Origin of the sequence: Mycoplana azooxidifex, assembly GCF_014196765.1 — a bacterium.
Taxonomy (GTDB): domain Bacteria; phylum Pseudomonadota; class Alphaproteobacteria; order Rhizobiales; family Rhizobiaceae; genus Mycoplana; species Mycoplana azooxidifex.
In genome coordinates, this window is sequence record NZ_JACIEE010000018.1 from 1 (window position 1) to 19,641 (window position 19,641).

Annotated in this window: 18 protein-coding genes and 2 pseudogenes; 6 read left to right on the forward strand and 14 right to left on the reverse strand. The window is 62.6% G+C overall.

Annotation, left to right across the window (positions count from 1 at the left end; all coding sequences use genetic code 11):
* Positions 1-444 precede the first annotated feature (444 nt).
* The 4 genes from GGQ64_RS26865 (at position 445) to GGQ64_RS26880 (ending at position 4,310) form a co-directional block, all read left to right on the forward strand.
* Positions 445-1,284 carry a quinoprotein relay system zinc metallohydrolase 2 gene (locus GGQ64_RS26865; protein ID WP_425488571.1) on the forward strand — a complete coding sequence of 280 codons (840 nt, stop codon included), beginning with the start codon at positions 445-447 and terminating at the stop codon, positions 1,282-1,284.
* Positions 1,275-2,132 carry a quinoprotein dehydrogenase-associated SoxYZ-like carrier gene (locus GGQ64_RS26870; protein ID WP_246422971.1) on the forward strand — a complete coding sequence of 286 codons (858 nt, stop codon included), beginning with the start codon at positions 1,275-1,277 and terminating at the stop codon, positions 2,130-2,132. Before GGQ64_RS26865 ends, GGQ64_RS26870 begins: the two co-directional genes overlap by 10 nt.
* A gap of 11 nt (positions 2,133-2,143) precedes the next feature.
* Entirely contained in the window at positions 2,144-2,728 is a 585-nt protein-coding gene (locus GGQ64_RS26875) for a rhodanese-like domain-containing protein (RefSeq protein WP_183808379.1), read from the forward strand.
* A 574-nt stretch (positions 2,729-3,302) separates the two neighbouring features.
* Positions 3,303-4,310, forward strand: coding sequence for a GGDEF domain-containing protein (locus tag GGQ64_RS26880; protein ID WP_183808380.1), 1,008 nt, complete (start codon positions 3,303-3,305; stop codon positions 4,308-4,310).
* A gap of 256 nt (positions 4,311-4,566) precedes the next feature.
* On the opposite strand, the gene GGQ64_RS26885 is transcribed toward GGQ64_RS26880, so the two are convergent.
* From GGQ64_RS26885 to GGQ64_RS26915, 7 genes are all read right to left on the reverse strand, one after another.
* On the reverse strand, positions 4,567-5,994 hold the full coding sequence (locus GGQ64_RS26885) for an MFS transporter (protein WP_183808381.1): 1,428 nt from the start codon (positions 5,992-5,994) through the stop codon (positions 4,567-4,569).
* Positions 5,995-6,054: 60 nt separating this feature from the next.
* Positions 6,055-7,086 carry an aliphatic sulfonate ABC transporter substrate-binding protein gene (locus GGQ64_RS26890; RefSeq protein ID WP_183808382.1) on the reverse strand — a complete coding sequence of 344 codons (1,032 nt, stop codon included), beginning with the start codon at positions 7,084-7,086 and terminating at the stop codon, positions 6,055-6,057.
* 52 nt (positions 7,087-7,138) lie between these two features.
* Positions 7,139-8,002 carry an ABC transporter permease gene (locus GGQ64_RS26895; RefSeq protein WP_183808383.1) on the reverse strand — a complete coding sequence of 288 codons (864 nt, stop codon included), beginning with the start codon at positions 8,000-8,002 and terminating at the stop codon, positions 7,139-7,141.
* Between the two features lie 11 nt (positions 8,003-8,013).
* Positions 8,014-8,850, reverse strand: a complete 837-nt coding sequence (locus GGQ64_RS26900) for an ABC transporter ATP-binding protein (protein ID WP_183808384.1) — start codon at positions 8,848-8,850, stop codon at positions 8,014-8,016.
* A 16-nt stretch (positions 8,851-8,866) separates the two neighbouring features.
* Positions 8,867-9,196: a 4Fe-4S dicluster domain-containing protein gene (locus GGQ64_RS26905; protein ID WP_183808385.1), complete on the reverse strand. Its 330-nt coding sequence runs from the start codon at positions 9,194-9,196 to the stop codon at positions 8,867-8,869.
* A gap of 3 nt (positions 9,197-9,199) precedes the next feature.
* On the reverse strand, positions 9,200-10,828 hold the full coding sequence (locus tag GGQ64_RS26910) for an FAD-dependent oxidoreductase (RefSeq protein WP_183808386.1): 1,629 nt from the start codon (positions 10,826-10,828) through the stop codon (positions 9,200-9,202).
* A gap of 65 nt (positions 10,829-10,893) precedes the next feature.
* A complete protein-coding gene (locus tag GGQ64_RS26915) occupies positions 10,894-11,481 on the reverse strand; it encodes a thioredoxin family protein (protein WP_183808387.1) in 588 nt (195 codons plus the stop codon).
* Between the two features lie 135 nt (positions 11,482-11,616).
* Here GGQ64_RS26915 and GGQ64_RS26920 point away from each other — a divergent pair.
* Positions 11,617-11,757, forward strand: a pseudogene (locus tag GGQ64_RS26920) (DDE-type integrase/transposase/recombinase); the annotation flags it as partial.
* A 4-nt stretch (positions 11,758-11,761) separates the two neighbouring features.
* On the opposite strand, the pseudogene GGQ64_RS26925 reads toward GGQ64_RS26920, so the two are convergent.
* Positions 11,762-12,032, reverse strand: a pseudogene (locus GGQ64_RS26925) (Re/Si-specific NAD(P)(+) transhydrogenase subunit alpha); the annotation flags it as partial.
* A 264-nt stretch (positions 12,033-12,296) separates the two neighbouring features.
* Between GGQ64_RS26925 and GGQ64_RS26930 the strand changes: the two are divergent.
* Positions 12,297-13,415, forward strand: coding sequence for an ROK family transcriptional regulator (locus tag GGQ64_RS26930; protein ID WP_183808388.1), 1,119 nt, complete (start codon positions 12,297-12,299; stop codon positions 13,413-13,415).
* 111 nt (positions 13,416-13,526) lie between these two features.
* Here the strand turns inward: GGQ64_RS26930 and GGQ64_RS26935 are convergent, their stop codons facing one another.
* From GGQ64_RS26935 to GGQ64_RS26960, 6 genes are all read right to left on the reverse strand, one after another.
* Positions 13,527-13,766: a hypothetical protein gene (locus tag GGQ64_RS26935; protein WP_183808389.1), complete on the reverse strand. Its 240-nt coding sequence runs from the start codon at positions 13,764-13,766 to the stop codon at positions 13,527-13,529.
* A gap of 393 nt (positions 13,767-14,159) precedes the next feature.
* Entirely contained in the window at positions 14,160-14,909 is a 750-nt protein-coding gene (locus GGQ64_RS26940) for an ABC transporter ATP-binding protein (RefSeq protein WP_183808390.1), read from the reverse strand.
* Entirely contained in the window at positions 14,906-15,739 is an 834-nt protein-coding gene (locus GGQ64_RS26945; RefSeq protein WP_183808391.1) for an ABC transporter ATP-binding protein, read from the reverse strand. Before GGQ64_RS26945 ends, GGQ64_RS26940 begins: the two co-directional genes overlap by 4 nt.
* Positions 15,736-16,653, reverse strand: coding sequence for a nickel transporter permease (gene nikC, locus GGQ64_RS26950; RefSeq protein WP_183808392.1), 918 nt, complete (start codon positions 16,651-16,653; stop codon positions 15,736-15,738). The genes GGQ64_RS26945 and nikC overlap by 4 nt, the downstream gene beginning before the upstream one ends.
* Positions 16,650-17,717 carry an ABC transporter permease gene (locus GGQ64_RS26955; protein WP_425488575.1) on the reverse strand — a complete coding sequence of 356 codons (1,068 nt, stop codon included), beginning with the start codon at positions 17,715-17,717 and terminating at the stop codon, positions 16,650-16,652. Before GGQ64_RS26955 ends, nikC begins: the two co-directional genes overlap by 4 nt.
* Positions 17,718-17,734: 17 nt before the next feature.
* Positions 17,735-19,384, reverse strand: coding sequence for an ABC transporter substrate-binding protein (locus GGQ64_RS26960; protein WP_183808393.1), 1,650 nt, complete (start codon positions 19,382-19,384; stop codon positions 17,735-17,737).
* Positions 19,385-19,641 lie beyond the last annotated feature (257 nt).

Genomic DNA, 19,641 nt, shown 5'->3' on the forward strand with positions numbered 1-19,641 from the left:
CTTGCTCCCAACGTTGGCATTGGCCAGCGCGTCGAGAGGCGAGACTGTCGCATCTCTAACTGGCCCAACTGTCGCATTACTAAATAGCCCTTACATATCGATATCGCATAAGTTGTATTATGGAACATTTCTTTCTCATGGAGCGGAGACCTCGCAGCAGCATGTGAATCGCTGTCAACGTCGCCACTTCGCTCGGCCGCGGCCGATCTATCTACTGGCCAATGCCGAAACAGAGCTTCATGCGGCCACTACCGGACCAGAGCGAGCGGTGGTAGACTTTGATTTGACATGTCAGGATTTGAGCTCACAGGCGCCGGCAGCACCCGACAGTCGGTCGGCGAGGTCCGTTTCACGCGGCGCGAAACCCTATCGCTCGGTTTCTGCCTATGCTGTCTGCCGGCGACCGGCCTTGCCGCCCAGACCTTTGCATTCCAGACCTTTGCTTTGAAGGATCTCGGCAATGGTCTCTTCATCCGCGAGGCACCGCACGAGGAGACGACGGCGACCAACAGGGGTGCCATTGCCAACATCGGCTTCATTGTCGGACGCGACAGCGTGCTCGTAGTCGATCCGGGAGGCAGTGCGGCAGATGGCCGGTGGCTGCACTCGGAAATCAGAAAGCGGACGAGCAAGCCGATCCGGCACGTCGTGATGACCCACGTCCACCCCGATCATTGCTTCGGTGCTGCAGCCTTTGCTGAGGAGCAACCGGAATTCATAGGCCACCACGCCCTGCGGCCTGCGCTCGACGCACGAGGAAGCTACTATCATCAACGCCTCGTCGAGGTGCTCGGGCAAGAGAATGCAGGCAGCCTCGTGTATCCTACCCGGGAGATAGAAGATGTCGCCGAAGTTGACCTCGGCGACCGTCTGGTCCGGATCACCGCGCACCGGACCGCGCATACGGATTGCGACCTGTCGATGCTCGATACATCCACGGGAACGCTGTTTCCTTCGGATCTGCTTTTCGTCGGCCGCATTCCCTCCCTGGATGGAAGCTTGCCCGGATGGCTGGCCGAAGCCGAACGGCTTGCAAAGCTTGGTGCTGCCCGTGCAGTGCCGGGACATGGACCGGCAATGGTGGAGTTCGAGCCGGCCATGGCAATACAGCGGCGCTATCTGACGGCCCTCCAGGACGAGACGCGCACGGCGATAGCGGAGGGCGTTGCAATCGACGAGGCCAGCCGAACGGTCGCCGCGAAAGCAGCCGAAGGCTGGGCGCTGTTCGAGGACTATCACAGCCGTAACGTCATTCAGGCCTACAAGGAGCTTGAATGGGAATAGCGATCCCAATCAAGCGGGAGGAGGAGAATATGATACAGATAGTGCGACAAGCCCTCGCGGCTGCTCTGGTCACGGTGTTCTGTGCAGCGCCGGCAACCGTTGTGGAGGCCTCCGAGGCCGATGCCAAGCGGGAGGAGCGCTGGCAGCAGATTGCCGACTACCTTTTCGATGACCGCGAGGTTCTCCCGACGGATACCCTCATCAGGATCGAAGCGCCGAAGCGCGCCCAGGATGCCGCGCTCGTACCGATCACCCTGACAATGCCGGAGAAGGACAAGATCAAGTCTGTCTATCTCGTGATCGACGACAATCCCGCCCCGCTCGCCGCTCATGTCACCTTCGGGCCGGCCGCCGATCCGGGCACGCTGCACCTGCGCGTCCGGATCGACACCTATACCAATGTTCACGCTGTTGCCGAGACGAAGGATGGAAAGCTGTTTTCCACTGTGGCCTTCGTGAAGGCTTCGGGTGGCTGCTCGGCGCCGTCCGGACCGAGTGACGCAGAAGCGATGAAGGGGATGGGAGATATGAGGATGAAATTCGCGAAGGACATCCAGCAAGAAAAGCCCTCGGAGGCGACGCTGATGATCCGTCACCCGAACTTCAACGGAATGCAGATGAACCAACTCACCCGGCTCTACACGCCTCCGCGCTACATCGACAAGGTGACCGTCTCTTATGGGGACCAGGACGTACTGAACATCGTCGGCGATATTTCCCTGTCCACGAATCCCGCGCTCGGCTTCGGTTTCATTCCGCGCGGCGAAGGCCCGATGAAGGTCGTCGCATCCGACACCAAGGGAGGCCGTTGGGAACAGACTTTCGACGTGCCTTCGATTACCCAGTAAGGGGAACGGACATGTCGGGCTTGATTGGATACCTGGTGAAGCCTGCCGCTTCACTCGCGATTGCATTGTTTTTCGCCGCCACGGTCATACATGCGTCGTCGGCCGAGGTGAAGGAACCGGACGGCATGTGGACCGGCCCGATGCGGGGAGAAACCCCGGCGACACTGAAGGGTGCCGTGGTCGTCGGCCTGCCGGCGCTCGAGGCGCTCATTGCGGAAAAACCGATCCTTCTGGATGTCGGCCCCGCCGACAAGAAGCCGGAGGACTTTCCACAGGATCGGCTGTGGCTGCCGACCCATCGCTCCATCCCGGGCGCGGTGTGGTTTCCGGGAGGCGGTGCAGCGGCCTTTGATGCCGCGCAGGAGGAAGCATTTTTTCGTCGTCTGGAGGAACTGACGCAAGGCGACAGATCAAAGCCGGTCGTCACCTTCTGCCGTCCCCAGTGCTGGGGCAGTTGGAACGCCGGCAAACGGCTGGTGATGAAGGGCTATACTGGCGTTCACTGGTTCCCGGATGGCATCGACAGGTGGCAGGAGGCCCACGAGGCGGTCGAAGTCGAGCCGGACAAGGTTTGGAACTCGGCGACAATGAAATAGGCGCCAGGGCAACGTGGCAGTCGATGGGCGGAATCGATCAACCTGATCCTGAAGATGCGGTGCGCGACGGCCGGGCTCGATCCGGAAAAATTCTCCGCGCATGGACTTGGAGGCTGTCGAAGAAGTCAGGTGCGCTCGCAGACGGAGTCTGAATCGTCGCCGTTGTGGATGTAGAAGTGCCCGACGAGCCTGCTGGCGGTTCCGATCATTGAACGCCAACGGCCGCAGGCGGGATCGTCACGTCATTTCCCTCCCAGGAGAACTCCGTGCAGGCAAATCCGTCGCGCGCGCCGTAGCGGACGGCACGTGTCACATGAAGCAGAGCTCCGCCTCCTTGCCGTTGCCCTTCTTGTCGATCGCCCGCAGCAGACGATCGCGACGCCCCCTCGCCTACAGATCGACGTAGCTGAACAGTTCGCCCATTCGTCCGCGTCATTTTGCGAGCATTCCCGTGCCAAATTCGCCTTGGCCCCAATATCGAAAACGACAACGCTTGCACACTTGGAAACAGTTCTTTCAAGGTTGCTCCCTAATTTCGGAAGCGTCGACTCCGAGATATGGGTAGAAGCGGGCTATGGCTTTGGTATCCCCGAGAAGCTGGATCGCAGGTCTCAGCACCAGATTCGCGCAATGGCTGGGGGAACCGGCACTTGGAAACCCAAGCGCCAGCGCAGCCGAGGTGGCCCATCTCAGGAAGATCTTTGAACGCTCATCGAAGGCTGCACGCATCGGGGTCTGGGAATGCGCCCTTCCCTCCGAGGCCCTAGCCTGGACCGACATGGTCTACGAGCTGTTTGACTTGCTGCCCGGTTCCACTCTGGACCGACCGTCGATCGTAGACATGTACACAGAGGCCTCGCGCGCGGAACTGACCAGGCTCCGCAATCGTGCCATTGAAGAGCGCGGCGGTTTTTCGCTTGATGCGGAAATCATCACTGCCAAAGGCAACCACCGCTGGATACGGATCACGGCAATCGTTGAATGCGAGTCCGATGTCCCGATCCGGATATTCGGGTTGAAGCAGGACATTACCTCCGAAAAGATCATGATCGACCAGATCCGCCGGCTGGCCGAAACCGACGCCTTGTCCGGACTGGCCAACAGGAACCAGTTCGAAAAGGAATTCGAGCATGCCTGCGCCCTTCGCTCCTCCGGAGATCAATCTGTGCTTTTCCTCGTCGACATGGACGGGTTCAAGCTCGTCAACGACTCGTTCGGTCATCAGGCAGGCGACGAATGTTTGAAGGAGACGGCGCGTCGGCTGATGAAAATCCTCGACCAGGCGGACGTCATTGCCCGCATTGGCGGCGACGAATTTGCCATCCTGCATCGATGCTCTTCCCTCGATGGAGCAAACCGGATCGGCGGAGAGATCATCGCCGCCCTGGCGCAGGACTATTCAAGGGACGGCAAGCAGATCCGCGTGGGCGTGTCGATTGGCGCAGTGTTCGGGACCTCGGGGTTTTTGCCGAAAGATGTCTTCGCGGTAGCCGACAAGGCTCTCTATGCTGCAAAGCGTGAAGGGGGTGGCATCCTCATCACGAAAGAAATGGACAACAGCCAACGCGTACGCGCAGCTTAAACGTGCCTACGCGTATCATTGTGCTGCGCCACATTGCGCCTGCTCGTCTGCCGGGCAACTCGTGAGAGTCGGACTCAAGAAACAATTTCCATATCTTGCGAGGCGCCTTCCTGAAGCTACAGATTTTTCGAAGTCGCCGGTCCGAAAAGAGGGCCGTCCCATTCGTCTTGGATGACGGTCACGGTACACCTCAAGCCACCATGTCGTAGAGGAAGCGCAGGCAGACGGTCATCAGGAAGAGGCCGAAGAGCAAGCTTCAGTCACGACGGTGCCCCGACACATCTACTCCGGCGTCGTGCGGGAGTGCCAGGAAGCGCAACGCCGACAGGAGACCGATCGCGGCAACGCAGAGGAAGGCGGCACGGATGTCCACCAGCATCCCGCCATCCGCCGCTCCTGATTGGAGGTAGGACGACAGGCGGATGACGACCGCTGCGACAGCCACGCCGAGCAGTTGCGACAACTGCTGCAGCATTGCCGAAATCGTCGTCGCAGCACCTCGCTGTGCCTGTGTCACGTCGGCAAAGGCGATCGTCGTGAGCGAGGTGAACTGCATCGAGCGGGTGAGGCCGCAGGCGATCAGCAGCGTGAAGAGGATGACGCGCGGCGTCTCGCCGTCGATGAAGGCGAAGGCGCCGATCGTCAGCGCCGCGATCACGCCGTTGACGACGAGGAGCGTGCGGAAGCCGAAGAGACGCAGCGCCGGCGTCGTGACACTCTTCATGAGCAGGTTGCCGAAGAAATAGACGAGGACGAGGGAGCCCGTTTCGACCGCGTCGAAGCCGAGGCCGACCTGGAACAGCAGCGGCAGCAGGAATGGCGTAGCGTTGACCGCGAGCCGCCCGGCCGTGCCTGCCGAAAGGGTGGCAAAGGCAAAGGTCGGCACCTTCAGCACGGCCATGTCGAGCAGGGCATGCGGCGTGCGCTTGAGGTGGCGGATCGCGAAAATGCCGATCATGATACCCGCCGCCAGCATCGCAAGTGCGCTGAACCCGCCGGTTGACGCACTGGTAAGTTCAAGCCCCACCAACGTCAGCGCCAGCGCGCTTCCGGTCAGCAAAAAACCGCTGAGATCGAAGGCGCGCGCCCGCTCCTCCACCGGCGCATGCGGCACGAAGAAGGCGACGAGTACGACGCCGAGCAGGCCGAGCGGCAGGTTGATGAAGAAGTTCCACTCCCATCCGGCATGGGTGGTGATCCAGGCGCCGATCAGCGGGCCGATCACCGGTGCGATCAGGGCCGGCCAGGTGATGGTGGCAATCGCCCGTACCAACTCCGCCTTGGGGGCGCCACGCAGCACGAGTTGACGCCCGACGGGCGTCATCAGCGCGGCGGACGCGCCCTGGAAGAGCCGCGCCGTCGTGAATTCCGCAAGCGAGCCGGAAAAGCCGCAGGCGACCGATGAGAGCGTGAACAGCACGATCGCCGAGAGAAAGACCCCCCGCGCACCAAAACGGTCGGCGAGCCAGCCAGCCGGCGGGATGAACACCGCCATCGCGAGCAGATAGGCGGTGAAGCCGATATTGAGCGTCACCACATCCGTTGAGAAGGCATGTGCCATGGCCGGCAGCGACGTCGCAATGATCGTGCTGTCCAGCATCTGCATGAAGAAGGCCACGGCGACGACGGCCGGGACGATGCGGCTGCGGTGGAGCGGGATGCACGGAGACGCAGTGGAAGACATCGCAACAACTACAACAAGAGAGCGCCGGCGGATGAACGCCGGCGCTTGAAGACTACAAAATCAGTTGCTTGCATCAACCCTCTTGTGCGCCTTTTCATAGAAGGAGCGGTCAATCCAGGTGTCGTAGTTGACCTTGCCCTTCAGAAGACCGGAATCGGCCATGAAGGTTTCCTCGCCCTGCAACGCCCGAACCGCCTCTTCGGTGATTTGCGGGTCCTGGAAGAACTTGCCGTCCGGATAGGTCGCACGCACGGCCTTGTCGCTGTTGCCGGTTTCCTTGACAAATATCGCGATCGTCTCTTCCGGGTTGGCATCGGCCGAGCGAGCGGTGGCAATATCAACGGCGAGCAGGCGCGCCACGATATCCGGATACTTGCGGGCGAAATCACCATTGACGCTGATGAGGTGCGGCACCGCCCATTCCGGTTTGCCCGATACGCCGGCATCGAAGATCACCCGCGCGCCACCTTTTTCAACGAGCGCCTGGACCGGGCCGGTGCTTTCGACGATGGCATCGATATCGCCGCGGGCGAGCGCGGGGCCGGAACTTTCGATGCCGAGGTTCAGGCTCTCCACGTCATTGATCGACAGGCCGGCGTCCTTCAGTGCCTTGGCGAAAGTCGAGTGCCTGACCGTTCCGGAGAGATAGGCGATCTTCTTGCCCTTCAGATCTTCGATCTTCTGGATCGGCGAATCCGGCTTGACGACGATCTGCGTCTCGTTGGAGCGGTTCCAGCTCGAGAGGCCCACCAGTTTCACGTCCGCCCCGGTGGCGGCAAGACGAAGCGAGGGGTTGTTGCCGATATAGGTGAAGTCGATGGCGCCGGAACCGAGTGCGACCGTTGCGGCCGAGCCGCCGTCAAAGGTGGTCAGCTCGATCGTGATGCCGTCCTTGGCGAATTCGTCCTCCAGCAGCTTCTTGTTGCGGTAGAGGATGAACTTCAGATGGCCGGGCGCAGTGGAGCCGATGCGGATGACCTCGGGTTTCGCCTCACCTGCAGCGGCCGGGGAAAGGCCTGCAACGGGTAGGAGCGAAAGCGCGAGGGCAAGTTTCAGGATGGTTCGGCGGAGAAGGGGCGAGTGCGATGTCATGATTGATCCTTTCGAGATCGGCTGTTTATAGATGAAGCGAAGTGTCAGGATTTCAGTTCGGGCCGCTTTCGCCTGTGCCATGCCAGTGGGTGGCTCGCCGCTCGCCGGCGACGAGCAGGTAATTCAGCACGAGTCCGATGATCGTCAGCGTCAGGATGCCGGCATACATGCGGTCGGTTTCGAGCATCAGCGAGGAGTTCTGGATTAGGTATCCGATGCCGGACTGGGCGGCGAGCATCTCGGCGGCGATGACCGAGAAGAGCGAGGTCTTCACGCCGAGCCGGGCGCCGGCGACGATCGAGGGAATGGCGGAGGGGAAGATCACCTTCTTGAACAGGTCCCAGTCCGAGGTGCCCATCGAACGCGCCGCCTTGACAAGCAGCGGATCGACGGACTTCACGCCGACGATCGTGTTGATCAGCAGAAAGAACACCGCGGCATAGAACGTGATGGCGATCTTTGACGCCTCGCCGATGCCGAGTACCAGGATGAAGACCGGCAGCAGCGCGAACTGCGACGTGTTGCGCAGTGTCTGGACGAGGAAGTCGGACGACTTCTCGAAGAACGGATAGCGCCCCATCAGGAAACCGAGCGGCACGGCAACGACGACGGCGAGCGAGAAGCCGATTGAGGCCCGCTGAAGACTGATGCCGATATGGTTGGCCAGATGGCCGGAAACGATCATCTCCCACAGCACGGAAAGCACCTGGCTCAGTGGCGGGAAGAAGAGCGCATTGATCCAGCCGGCGCGCGGCGCGATTTCCCACAAAAGTGCAAAGGCGATCAGCGCCGGAAGGCCGAGCATGAGGGTGGAGAAGGTATCGCCGAGGGCGGTCGGCCGCTTTGACCGCGCGCGCTTGCGGCGTAGCGCGAAGGTGTTGCGGATTGGCGGGATGCGGTCGATGGTCAGGCTCATCCGAACCTCCCTTAGTTGGCGTAGCTGGAAGCAAGAGCCCAGTCGCGCTGGGCCTTGCCGACTTCATCGCGCAAGCTTTCCCAGACGCGGCCGCGATAGGCGTTGAAGGCCGCACTGTTGCGGATATCGAGGTCGCGCGGGCGTGGCAGGTCGATCGCGACGATCTCCTTGATGCTCGCCGGACGCGCGGTCATCACGACGACCCGGTCGGCGAGATAGATCGCCTCGTCGATCGAGTGGGTGACGAAGACGACGGTCGTCTTGATCTGCTCCCAGATGCGCAGGAGCTCGCTTTGGAGGATGTCGCGCGTCTGCGCGTCGAGCGCGGCGAACGGCTCGTCCATCAACAGCACCTGCGGGTCGGTGGAAAGCGCCCGGGCGATCGCCACGCGCTGCTGCATGCCGCCGGAAAGCTGTGAGGGGAACCGGTCCTCGAAGCCCTTGAGCCCGAAAAGATGCAGAAAATGGCGCGCCTTGTCGCGTCGCTCGGCGGTAGCGACGCCGCGCACCTCCAGTGCGTATTCGACATTCTGCAGCGCCGTACGCCAGGGAAAGAGCGCGTATTGCTGGAAAACATAGGCGGTGCGGGTCTGCGGCTTCGACACCTCGATGCCATCGATGCGAGCAACGCCCGATGTCGCCTCGGTCAGCCCCGCGATCACGTCGAGAAGCACCGATTTGCCGCTGCCGGATGGGCCGACAACCGTGATGAACTCGCCGCTGTCGATGGTGAGATCGACACCGTCCAGCACCGCAATCCGGTCGGAGGTGACGCCGTCGACGGTCACCGTCTGGCCCGGCTTCAGCGTAAAAGTCTTGCGCAGCGCGCTGACGGCTATGCGTTCCATGTACGGTCTCCTTCGCTCAGACCTGCGCCACGCGGATGTGGCGGGTCGGATCATTCTCAGCCCCTCCGGCGCGCCCGCGGCTCCAGCCAAGCGAGCGGGCGTAGGCACCGAAGAGGTCGCGTTGCAGAGCCTCGGGCTCGGTAATGCCGGTCGGCCCATGAGCCTGCTCGGCGACGTAGAGCGCATCCGTCGGGCAATAGATTTCACAGAGGAAGCAGGTTTGGCAGTCGTCCTGCCGGGCGATGACGGGCAGCCCCGTCTCGTCACGGTCGAAGACGAAGGCCGGGCAGACGCGCTCGCAGATATCGCAACGGATGCAGCGGTCGGCGGAAACGACTTCGATCATCCGTCAGCCCTCCTGCGCCATAGGGAGGGCGCGGTCCTCGCGCACCGCCGTCACCTGGTCGAGGCCGGAGACGAGGATGCGGCTCGCCTGCGCCTCGTCCTCTCCGGGAAAATCGCGCCGGCGGTGCACGCCGCGGCTCTCGGTACGCAAGAGCGCCGCGGCAATCGTCCAGCGGGCGCTCGCGGTGACCGAGGCCACCTCGCGGGCTCGAAGACGGTCGATGCCGGTCGCGGGCTTGGCCTGGCGGAGACCCGCCCATACGTGCTCCAACGTCCGGCGGCTCGTCTCCAGTGTCTCGGTGGTGCGCCAGTAGCTCTTGTCGAGCGGCGCGATCTCGGCATGGACGGTCCTCGCTGCGTCGGCGAGGTCGATGTCGACGCGCTCGGCGGTGCCCCGCAGGCCCGTCGTGCCGAGCGACCGCAGGCGTACAATCTCACGGTTCTGGCAGCGGCGGGCGTGCTGGGCGGCGCCATGACCGGCCCACCAGCCACTGGCGATCGCCCAGGAAGCATTGATCGCACCACCGCCTGAGATGCCGCCGGTCACGTTCTCGCGGCTCGCCGCATCACCGGCCGCATAGAGACCCGCGATGCCGGTGCCGCACTCCGAGGAAACGATGCGGATGCCGCCGGTGCCGCGCACCGTGCCCTCGTATTTAAGCTCGACACGAAACAAGTCCCCGAACGGGTTGATGCCCATGCGGTCGTAAGGCTGGAAGCAGTTCGGCTGGCCGCGTCGCAGCCAGTCCTGCATGGCGGGGTCGGCGAGGTCGAGCCGCGCATAGACCGGGCCGGAAAGCATGGCCTCCGCCACCTGCCGTTCGCCGCCGCCGATGCCGTTGGTCACCGGTTCCCCGCGGGCATCGCGCAGCACCTCGCCATTCTTGCGGTAGAAGGTCGCCCAACGAAAAGGCAGGCCTTTGTTCAGCGACGAACCGTGCGGCGCCAATGTATATTTGCCGGTGAATTCCATGCCGGACAGCGACGCGCCGGCCTCTGCCGCGAAGAGGTGGCCATCGCCAGTGAGCCCCGTACCGCCCAGGATGCGTTCGAAGAACGCGCAGCCGCCGGTCGCAAGAACGATGCCACCGGCAGAAACCCGGAAGCCCGCGCCGGTGCGGCGCACGACCCCGGCCGCGCCGCCGATATGATTGTCGTCGCCAAGCAATTCCAGGATCGGATGATGGTCGAGAATGGTGACGCCGGCCTTCTGCACACGCTGGCGCATGAAGCGCATATAGTCCGGTCCGCGCAGATTGGCGATGTAGAGGCTGCCGTCCTCCTCGCTTGGGAAGGGATAACCCCATTCGACGAGCTTCTGCAGGTTCTCATAGGCGCGGTCGGCTGCGCGCAGCATCCAACGGCGGTCGGCAAGGCCGGCCGTGCGCTTGAACCGCCGCTCGACGGAAGCCGCGCGGTCCTCACCAGGCGGGACGCACCAGGTCCCTGTATTGGAAGGGGCGGTCGCGCCGCTGGTGCCGTGATAGCCCTTGTCGGCCAGCACGACGCGCGCTCCGGTTTCGGCGGCCGAGAGTGCTGCCCAGGCGGCAGCGGGCCCGCCTCCGACGACGAGCACGTCCGTTTCGATGAGGCGCCCGTCTTCCGCGGGCGGTTCCTTGCGACGCGATGCCATGGTGTTCCGGTCTTGAGAGGGGAAACAGGTGCCGGCCTCTGTGGGCCGGCAAAGCTTGGTGCGTCTCAGGCGGCCTTGGGAGACCAGGAGGGTTCGTTGCCGGCCGTCCACTTGATGTTGCAGCCGATCGACGGGACCTGCTTCGCACCGACGGGTTCACCTTTCAGCACGGCATCGACGGCGGCCCGCAGGTCGGCACCGGTCACGTCCTTGCCGTTGCCCGGGCGGGCGTCGTCGAATTGACCGTGATAGGCAAGCTTGCGTTCGCGGTCATAGAGGAAGAAGTCCGGTGTGCAGGCCGCGCCGTAGGCCTTGGCCACACTCTGCGAAGCGTCCTTGAGATAGGGGAAGCCGTAACCGTAGGCGTTCACCTCCGCGCCGAGCCGCTCCAGCGTCTCTTCCGGGTGCGCCTCGGCGTCGTTGCTGTTGATGGCGAACACGGCGAGGCCTTGATGGGCGTAGTCGCGCGCGAACTGCGCCAGCGCCTCGCGGATCAGCACCACGAAGGGGCAGCGGTTCGAGATAAAAACGACGAGCAGCGCCGGGCTGTCCTTGAAATCCGCAGGGGTGAACAACTTGCCGCCTGCGTCGGGCAGAATGAAGTCCGGAGCCCGGGTCCCCAACGTGATGGAATTGGATTCGGTCTTGGGCATCGGAGTCCTCCTGAAAGCGAGGAGGCCATTAGGCACTATCATCGATAGATTTAGTAGAAAATAGATTTCAAATGAAATGCTTCTGCGTAGATATTATTGCCGCCAAACGTGCCGAATGCGCTGGAATTCTCCTGCATCGATGGGATCTATGTAAGAGTCCGCGGACAATGGACGTATCTGTACCGGGCCGTCGACAGTCTCGCCAACATGATCGATTTTTATCTGTCCCCGACCCGCAATGCCAAGGCGGCCATGCGCTTTCTCGGCAAGGCCCTAAACGGATGACGGCGACGCCGTTGTCAGAGACGATCTTCTGGCCGGTGACCGTCAGATCGCAGTTGCCGCCGCGTTCGGCGGCTAGGTCGACCGCGACGGAACCCGACTTCATAGCCGCGACCATGCCGGCAAGCCACAAGTTCGGAGCGCCACGACCGGGGATCAGCGCCGTGGTGATGACGATGTCCATCTCAGGGGCGAGCTCGCGGAACTTGGCAAGCTGCTTCTCGCGGAAATCGGGCGGCCTAGCCGCCTGTCGCCGCGCCGTCCTGTTGGCCGCCTCCTGCAGCCGCCATCCTAAATGGCATCCACGGCGCAACGGGTTTGCGCGTCTACGAGGTTCCAGCCACGCCGGAGTGAATTCTTGCAGCAATGGCGCGCGATCGCCGTGCGCAGTAGCCCAAGATCCGGTCGCTGCCCAAACAAGCGAGACTGCTTAGCCATCAACCGTTCCGCGCCGGCGAAATCCGGGCGGAAGGCAGCGGGCTTGACAAGGCTGCTATTTAATTTCTACGCTTTAGAAAATAATTGGAGGAGCAATGGCGGGGAACCATCGTGGGGAGATACTGAGCATCCTCCGGGATGAAGGGCCGCAGTCTCGAGCGTCCTTGGCGCGGCGCAGCAAACTGTCGGCCACCACGATGACCCACTTGACTGCCGAGCTCCTGCGCGACGGCGTGGTGTCGGAGGCCGAAATCGCCGAAGCTGCAGGCATCGGACGGCCTGGACAGGCTATCAAGCTGAGCCCTGACGCCTTTCACGTCGCCGGAATCCACCTAGGCGCCGGCCTGGTGCAAATCGCGATCACAGATTTGACAGCCAGTGCCAAAGCGACCGCCTCCTTCGGTTTTTCGCTTCGGGAAGCGACGCCGGACGATGTTGTTGCACGCACGGCCGAAACGCTTGCCGGATTGATCGCCGAGGTAGACGGGCCTCGATTGCTTGGCGTCGGCGTTGCCGTTCCGGGACCTGTAAACGCCGACCAGCGTTCTATTCTTGCTTCGATCAACACCGGGTGGCGCAATCTGCCGCTGGCAGCCAAGTTTGAAACGGAAACCGGCCTCCCCGTCGTCCTTGAGCACAATGTCAGTTCCATAGCCCTGGCGGAGGTGAGATACGGCATCGGCCGCCGTGTCCCGGCTGTGCTTTACGTCTACTTGCGGACCGGGCTTGGCGCCGGGCTCGTGGTGGACGGCGTGCCGTTTCGACCTGGTGGTCACGGCGCTGTCGAATTAGGCCACATCCAGATTTCACAGGATGGTCCGCCCTGCAGTTGCGGCAATCACGGCTGCCTGGAAAGCTACGTAAACGAACGCGTGCTTATGCGTGCGGCAGGACTGGAAGGGGTGGCCCCCAGCAATCTCATGGAGCGGCTCGAGGCAACTGAAACCTGGGCTCCAACGCTTGATCGGCTGACCGACTCCTTGGCTATCGCCATCAATCTTCTGACGCCAGACCTGATCGTTCTCGGCGGTCATCTGGGCGAGGCGCCAGACAGCATGTTCGCCCACCTGCTTAAGAACCTGCCGCCGCGGGTCATGCCGCACATGCGTGATATCTTGCGAATTGAGCGTACAAGTTTTGGCCCTCTTTCGGGAGCTTTCGGCGGCGCGGCGGTGGCCTTGGATCATTTCTTCTATTCAGGAGTCCGGCAATGACTGTTGCAGTTGGGGATATCCAAACTGCGCGGAGGAAGACGATCGCCGATTGGCCCCCGATCATCCTCAACCTGCTCGCCTTTGCATTGGGCGTAACAGTATGGTGGGCGATCACCGCTGCACCCGCTCGGCCAGCTTGGCGGACATAGTGGCGACGAGCCACCGGAGTGGGAGCTGTTTGATTGCGAGAAGGACCCGTTCGAACTGCGCAACCACGCCAATGACCCGGCTTTTGCTGACATCTTTGCGCAAATGCTTGCCAAGCTCGATGCCAAGATGACAGAGATCGGAGATATCCCGGAACACGACAGCGTGGCGGTCCTTGCCGACGTGCGACGGTTGCGCTGCCAACCCTAAATAAGCATCGTGATCAGAAGTCCCGATGGGGGCGTCGCCTCAATTGAGTACGGGGCGCAAAGAGCGGCCCCTTCACCCTGATCGTTCCGTCGGCTGTGTTTCGGCATGCAAAATATTCAATGCCGTTTGAGGTGTGAATCGCCATGTGGCATCCGCGCTTCCGTCCTGCCGGGTTACGCTCGTCGTGCACGCTTTCCACACCCGCTCCTTGCACGAGCGGACGGACATGATGTGAAACCAACATGGCGTTGATTTATTCCCAAATTGGGTCGCCTTTGCTACGTTGTATCCTGCTTTTGAACTGAAGGTGGGGTGAGCGCCAAATGCGCCGAATGCCGGCACTGAGGACAACGTCTTCACCCACCCCGATCCCTCGCAAAAACCACTTCACGACTTGCGGCAAAACCCCTCACTTGCGACGAGCAGGCCGCGTGTATAGTCGGTCGTTACCCTTCGGGCGGCGAGGTCCGTGGAGGCGAGTTGCTCTACGACCCCGCCGTTTTGCATGACCAGCAGCCGATCGCACATATGGGTGACGACGGCAAGGTCGTGGCTGACCATGACGAAGGTGAGTTTTCGCGTGGCGCGCAATTGCTCCAGCAGGTTCAGCACCTCGGCCTGCACAGAGGCATCAAGCGCCGAGGTCGGCTCGTCGAGCAGCAGCATGGAGGGTTCGAGGATCAGCGCACGGGCAATCGCCACACGCTGACGCTGGCCGCCGGAGAGCTGGTGCGAGTAGCGGAAACGGAAGCTCACACCGAGGCCAACCTCGTCGAGCGCACGCACGATGCGGCCCTCGGTGTCGTCGAAGCCATGGATCGCGAGTGGTTCGAGCAGCAACCGGTCGACTGTCTGGCGCGGATGGAGCGATCCGTAGGGGTCCTGAAAGACCATCTGGACCTTGCGGTAAAAGGCCTTGTCGCGCTTGCCGCCGAGCCTTTTGCCATCGACGGTGATGGTGCCGAACGAGACAGGAGCAAGGCCGGCGACGGCCCGCAGCAGCGTCGACTTCCCAGAGCCGGATTCACCGACCAGACCGAAGGATTCGCCCGGCGCGACCGTCAGGCTGACATCGTCGAGCGCCACGAAATCGTCGTACTCGACGCTGAGGCCGTCAATGGCGAGAGCCGGCGTCATGTTCTCCACTCCGGTTTGCGATCGAGCACCGGCAGCGGGTGCCGGTCCGCACCGATCTCGGGCATGCAGTTGAGCAGGCCGCGCGTATAGGGATGCTGCGCCTCGGAGAGCTTTGCCGCCGGCAGTTCCTCGACGATGCGGCCGGCATACATGACGATGACGCGATCGCAGAAGGAGGAGACAAGACGCAGGTCATGTGAAATGAAGATCAACCCCATGCCACGCTCGGCGACCAGCCGGTCGAGGATGGCGAGCACGTCGAGCTGCACCGTCACGTCGAGCGCCGAGGTCGGCTCGTCGGCGATCAAGAGCTCGGGACCGGCGATGAGCATCATCGCGATCATGGCGCGTTGGCCCATGCCGCCGGAAACTTCGTGCGGATAGAGATCGAAGACACGCTCGGGGTCGCGGATCTGAACGGCGGAGAGCATGTCGAGCGCGCGCTTGCGGGCTTCGGCCTTGCCGACGGGTTCGTGCGCCCGCAGCGTCTCGACGATCTGCCGACCGATGGTCATCACCGGGTTCAGCGAATATTTCGGATCCTGCAGGATCATCGCGATACGCCTGCCGCGCAGCGCCCGCCGCTCGGCCTTCGAGGCCTTGAGGAGATCGATGCCGTTGAACTCCAGCCGCTTGGCGTCGATGGTGCCATGTTCGGCCGTCAGGCCCATGATGGCGCGACCGGTCTGCGACTTGCCGGAACCGCTTTCACCGACGATGCCGAGCCGTTCGCGGCCGAGCGTGAAGGTCACGCCGCGCACCGCTTCGATGACACCCGTGCGCGTGGGGAACGTGACGCGCAGATCTTCGACGCCGAGAAGCGCGCTCATTGGCCGCTCCCGCGTGGATCGAGCGCATCGCGCAGGCCGTCGCCCAGCAGGTTGAAGCCGAGGCTGACGATGAGGATAGCCACGCCCGGAGCGGCGGCCACCCACCACTGATCGAGGATGAAACGGCGGCCGGAAGCGATCATCGCGCCCCATTCCGGCAACGGCGGCTGTGCGCCGAGACCGAGGAAACCGAGACCGGCGGCCGTCAGAATGATGCCCGCCATGTCGAGCGTCACGCGCACGATGAGCGAGGAGATGCAGAGCGGCATGATATGGCGCAGCACGATTCGCCACGGGGACGCGCCCATCAGCTGCACCGCCTGGATGTAATCGGAATTGCGTACCGTCAGCGTCTCGGCGCGCGCGATGCGGGCATAGGGCGGCCAGGAGGTGATCGCGATGGCGATGATAGCATTGCCGATGCCCGGTCCGAGCGCCGCAACGAAGGCGAGCGCCAGAACGAGCTTTGGAAAGGCGAGGAAGATATCGGTGATGCGCATCAGCACCGCATCCACCCAGCCGCCCGCATAGCCGGCGACGGTGCCGACCAGAAGGCCGATGGGGGCGGCGATGACCGCGACCAGCAGAACGACCTGCAAGGTCAGCCGCGAACCGTAGATGAGACGCGAGAGGATGTCGCGGCCCTGGTCGTCGGTGCCGAGCCAATGCCCCGGTCCGGGCGAAAGCAGCCGCGCCTTCGCGAGATCTCCGATATAGGGCGAATGGGGCGCAAGCAGCGGCGCGAAGATCGCCAGGAAGACGAGACCGAGAATGATGACGAGGCCGATGACGGCGAGCCTGTTGGCGGTAAAGCGCCGCCAGGCGACGTAGGCGCGGCCGAGCCTCGCCTGCAGCCGCGATTGCGGCCGGTCGGTCAGGAGCCATTCGCGGCGGGTCATGGCGGCGTCGCTCATCGGGACCTCGTTCGGGGATCGAGCATGCGGTAGAGCACGTCGGAGAGAAGGTTGATGGCGATGAAGACGGAACCGATGACGATGGTGCCGCCGAGCACCGCGTTCATGTCGGCGTTTTGTAGCGAATTGGTGATGTAGAGCCCAAGGCCCGGCCAGGCGAAGACGGTCTCCGTCAGCACCGAGCCTTCGAGCAGGCCGGCATAGGAAAGCGCGATGACCGTGACAAGCGGCACCGCCGCATTGCGCAACGCATGGCCCCAGATGATGCGGGTCTCCGACAGGCCTTTCGCGCGTGCAGCGACGATATATTCCTGGCCAAGCTCGTTCAGCATGAAGGAGCGCGTCATGCGGCTGATATAGGCGAGTGAGAAGTAACCGAGCAACGAGGCCGGCAGGATGATGTGCGAGACGATATCACGGAAAGCCGCCCAGTCGCGGTTGAGGATCGCGTCAAGCAGGAAGAAGCCGGTGACGGGCGTGAACGTATATTCGAACACCACGTCGATGCGGCCGGGGCCGGAAACCCAGCCGAGACGCGCATAGAAGACGAGCAGCGCCAGGAGGCCCAGCCAGAAGATCGGCACGGAATAACCGACGAGGCCGATGATACGCACCACCTGGTCGGTGAAACTGCCGCGCTTGACGGCGGCGAGGACACCGAGTGGAATGCCAATCAGCGCGCCGATGATCGTGCCGACCGTGGCAAGCTCCATGGTCGCAGGAAAGACCCGGCGGATGTCGGCCATGACAGGGTTGGTCGTCAGCACCGATGTGCCGAAATCACCGCTGAGCACGCCCTTCATGTAAAGCCAGAACTGCTGGTAGTAGGGCAGATCCAGCCCCATCTCCAGCCGCACGCGCTCTACGACATGGGCGGGCGCCCGGTCGCCGACGATCGCCAGCACCGGATCGATAGGCACGACGCGGCCGATGAAGAAGGTGACGGCGAGCAGGCCGAGATAGGTGGTGGCGACCACGACGAGGAAGCCCGCCACGGATTTCAGCCGCCCATAGGCGCGCCGGTTGGCCCGCCTTGCCGGCTTCAGTCTTGCAACAGCGCTCAAGGAGCTTGTCCTTCAGCTCACTGCTTGGTCACGGGTGCAAGGAAGTTCGTGTCCATGGACGGACCGAGCTTGTAGTTCTTCACCGCGCCGCGCAGGCCCGCCGCTTCGGTCTGCTGGAAGATCATGACGAAGGGGCTGGTTTCCAGCGCCTGCTGCTGCAGTTTCTGGTACATTTCGGCACGCTTGGCGTTGTCACGCTCCAGAAGGGCGGCCTTGGATTCGGCAGTCAGCTCCGGAATATCCCAGGCATTGCGCCAGGCGAGCGTCTTGACCGATGCGTCGTCGCTGTTGTCGGGGTTGGACGTGAAGGCTTCGCCGTTCGAGTTTGGATCCCAGTAGTCCATGCCCCACTGGCCGATATAGAGGTCGTGGTTGCGGGCGCGGTATTTGGTCAGCGTCTGCTTACCGTCACCGGGGATGATCTCGATATTCACGCCGGCCTGACCGGCGGTCTGCTGGAAAGATTCGGCAATGCCCGTGACCGGCTGCGTGTTGCGCACGTCGAAGGTCACGGAGAAGCCGTCCTTCAGGCCGGCCTTTTCCAGGAGTTCCTTGGCCTTCGCCACGTCGAACTTGTAGGGGCTCGCCTCCAGTGCGCCGAGCACGCCCTTGGCCTGGTAGGTCTGGCGGATTTCGCCGATGCCCTTGATCAGCGTCGAGCCGATCGCGTCATAATCAACAAGATACTTGAAGGCTTCGCGCACCTCGGGCTTGGCGAGGTTCGCGTTCTTCTGGTTGAGGCTGATGTAATAGACCGTGCCCTTCGGCGCGCTCGTCGTCGCCAGGTCGGCGTTCTTGGAAACGGCGTCGAGATCGCCCGGCTCCAGGTTACGCGCGACGTCGACGTCGCCGGCTTCCAGCATCAGACGCTGCGTCGCGCTTTCCTTGACGTGACGGTAGATGACGCGGGCGAGCGCGGGCTTTTCACCGTAATAATTGTCGTTGCGCTCCAGGACGAGGATTTCGTTGGCGCGCCAGTCGCGAATCTTGAACGGACCGGAGCCCGCATAATTGGTCTTCAGCCAGCCATAGCCGAAATCGGTGTCGTATTTGTATTCGTCGCTCGGCGTCTTGGCCTCGGCGTGCTCCATCACCAGCTTCTTGTCGAGCACGGCGCCGACGGTGGCGGTCAGGCAGTTCAGCACGAAGCTCGGCGCATAGGCCTTGTCGACGGTGAAGACGAAGGTGCTTTCATCGACGGCTTTCGCCTTTTCCGTGACGTTGTCGCCCGTCAGGCCGAACTGGGTGAGGATGAAGGCCGGGCTCTTGTCGAGCTTGACAGCGCGTTCGAAGGACCAGGCGACATCCTCGGCGGTCACGGGATTGCCGGAGGCGAATTTGACCCCTGCCTTCAACTTGAACGTATAGGTGAGGCCGTCGTCGGAAACGGTCCAGCTGTCGGCGATGCCGCCTTTGACCTTGGTCGTGTCATTGATGTCCAGACGGACCAGCATGTCATAGGCATTGCCGATGAACTCGGCCGGCGACAGCTCGAAGGATTCGGCCGGATCGAGCGTGATCGTGTCGTCGATAGCCCAGGCCTGCACCAGCGTATCGGCCGGCGTTTCGGCAAAGGCCGGCGCCATACCGCCCGAAACGAGCAGCAGCGACAAGGCAGCCCCAGCAAGCAGCCGACCAGTGCGGTTCGTAATCTTTTCCCTGTTCATTCCAGTTCCCCGTTCGTTGCATTACCTTCGGCATCTGATGGCCAGCGGTCATTTCCGTAAGTCAATCATACTATTGACGGGAATTACAATCCCCTTAGATTTTTCAATGTTCAGGAACGCAAAATCATTGAGGCGGCGTGGGAAGTGAGACTTCCATGGGATCGGCCTGAACTTCGCGAATGCCGTAAAGGTTGGTGCGATCGGCGCCGGCACGGGTGCTGCGATCATATCTGGCCATCGGGATTGCTCCGCGACGG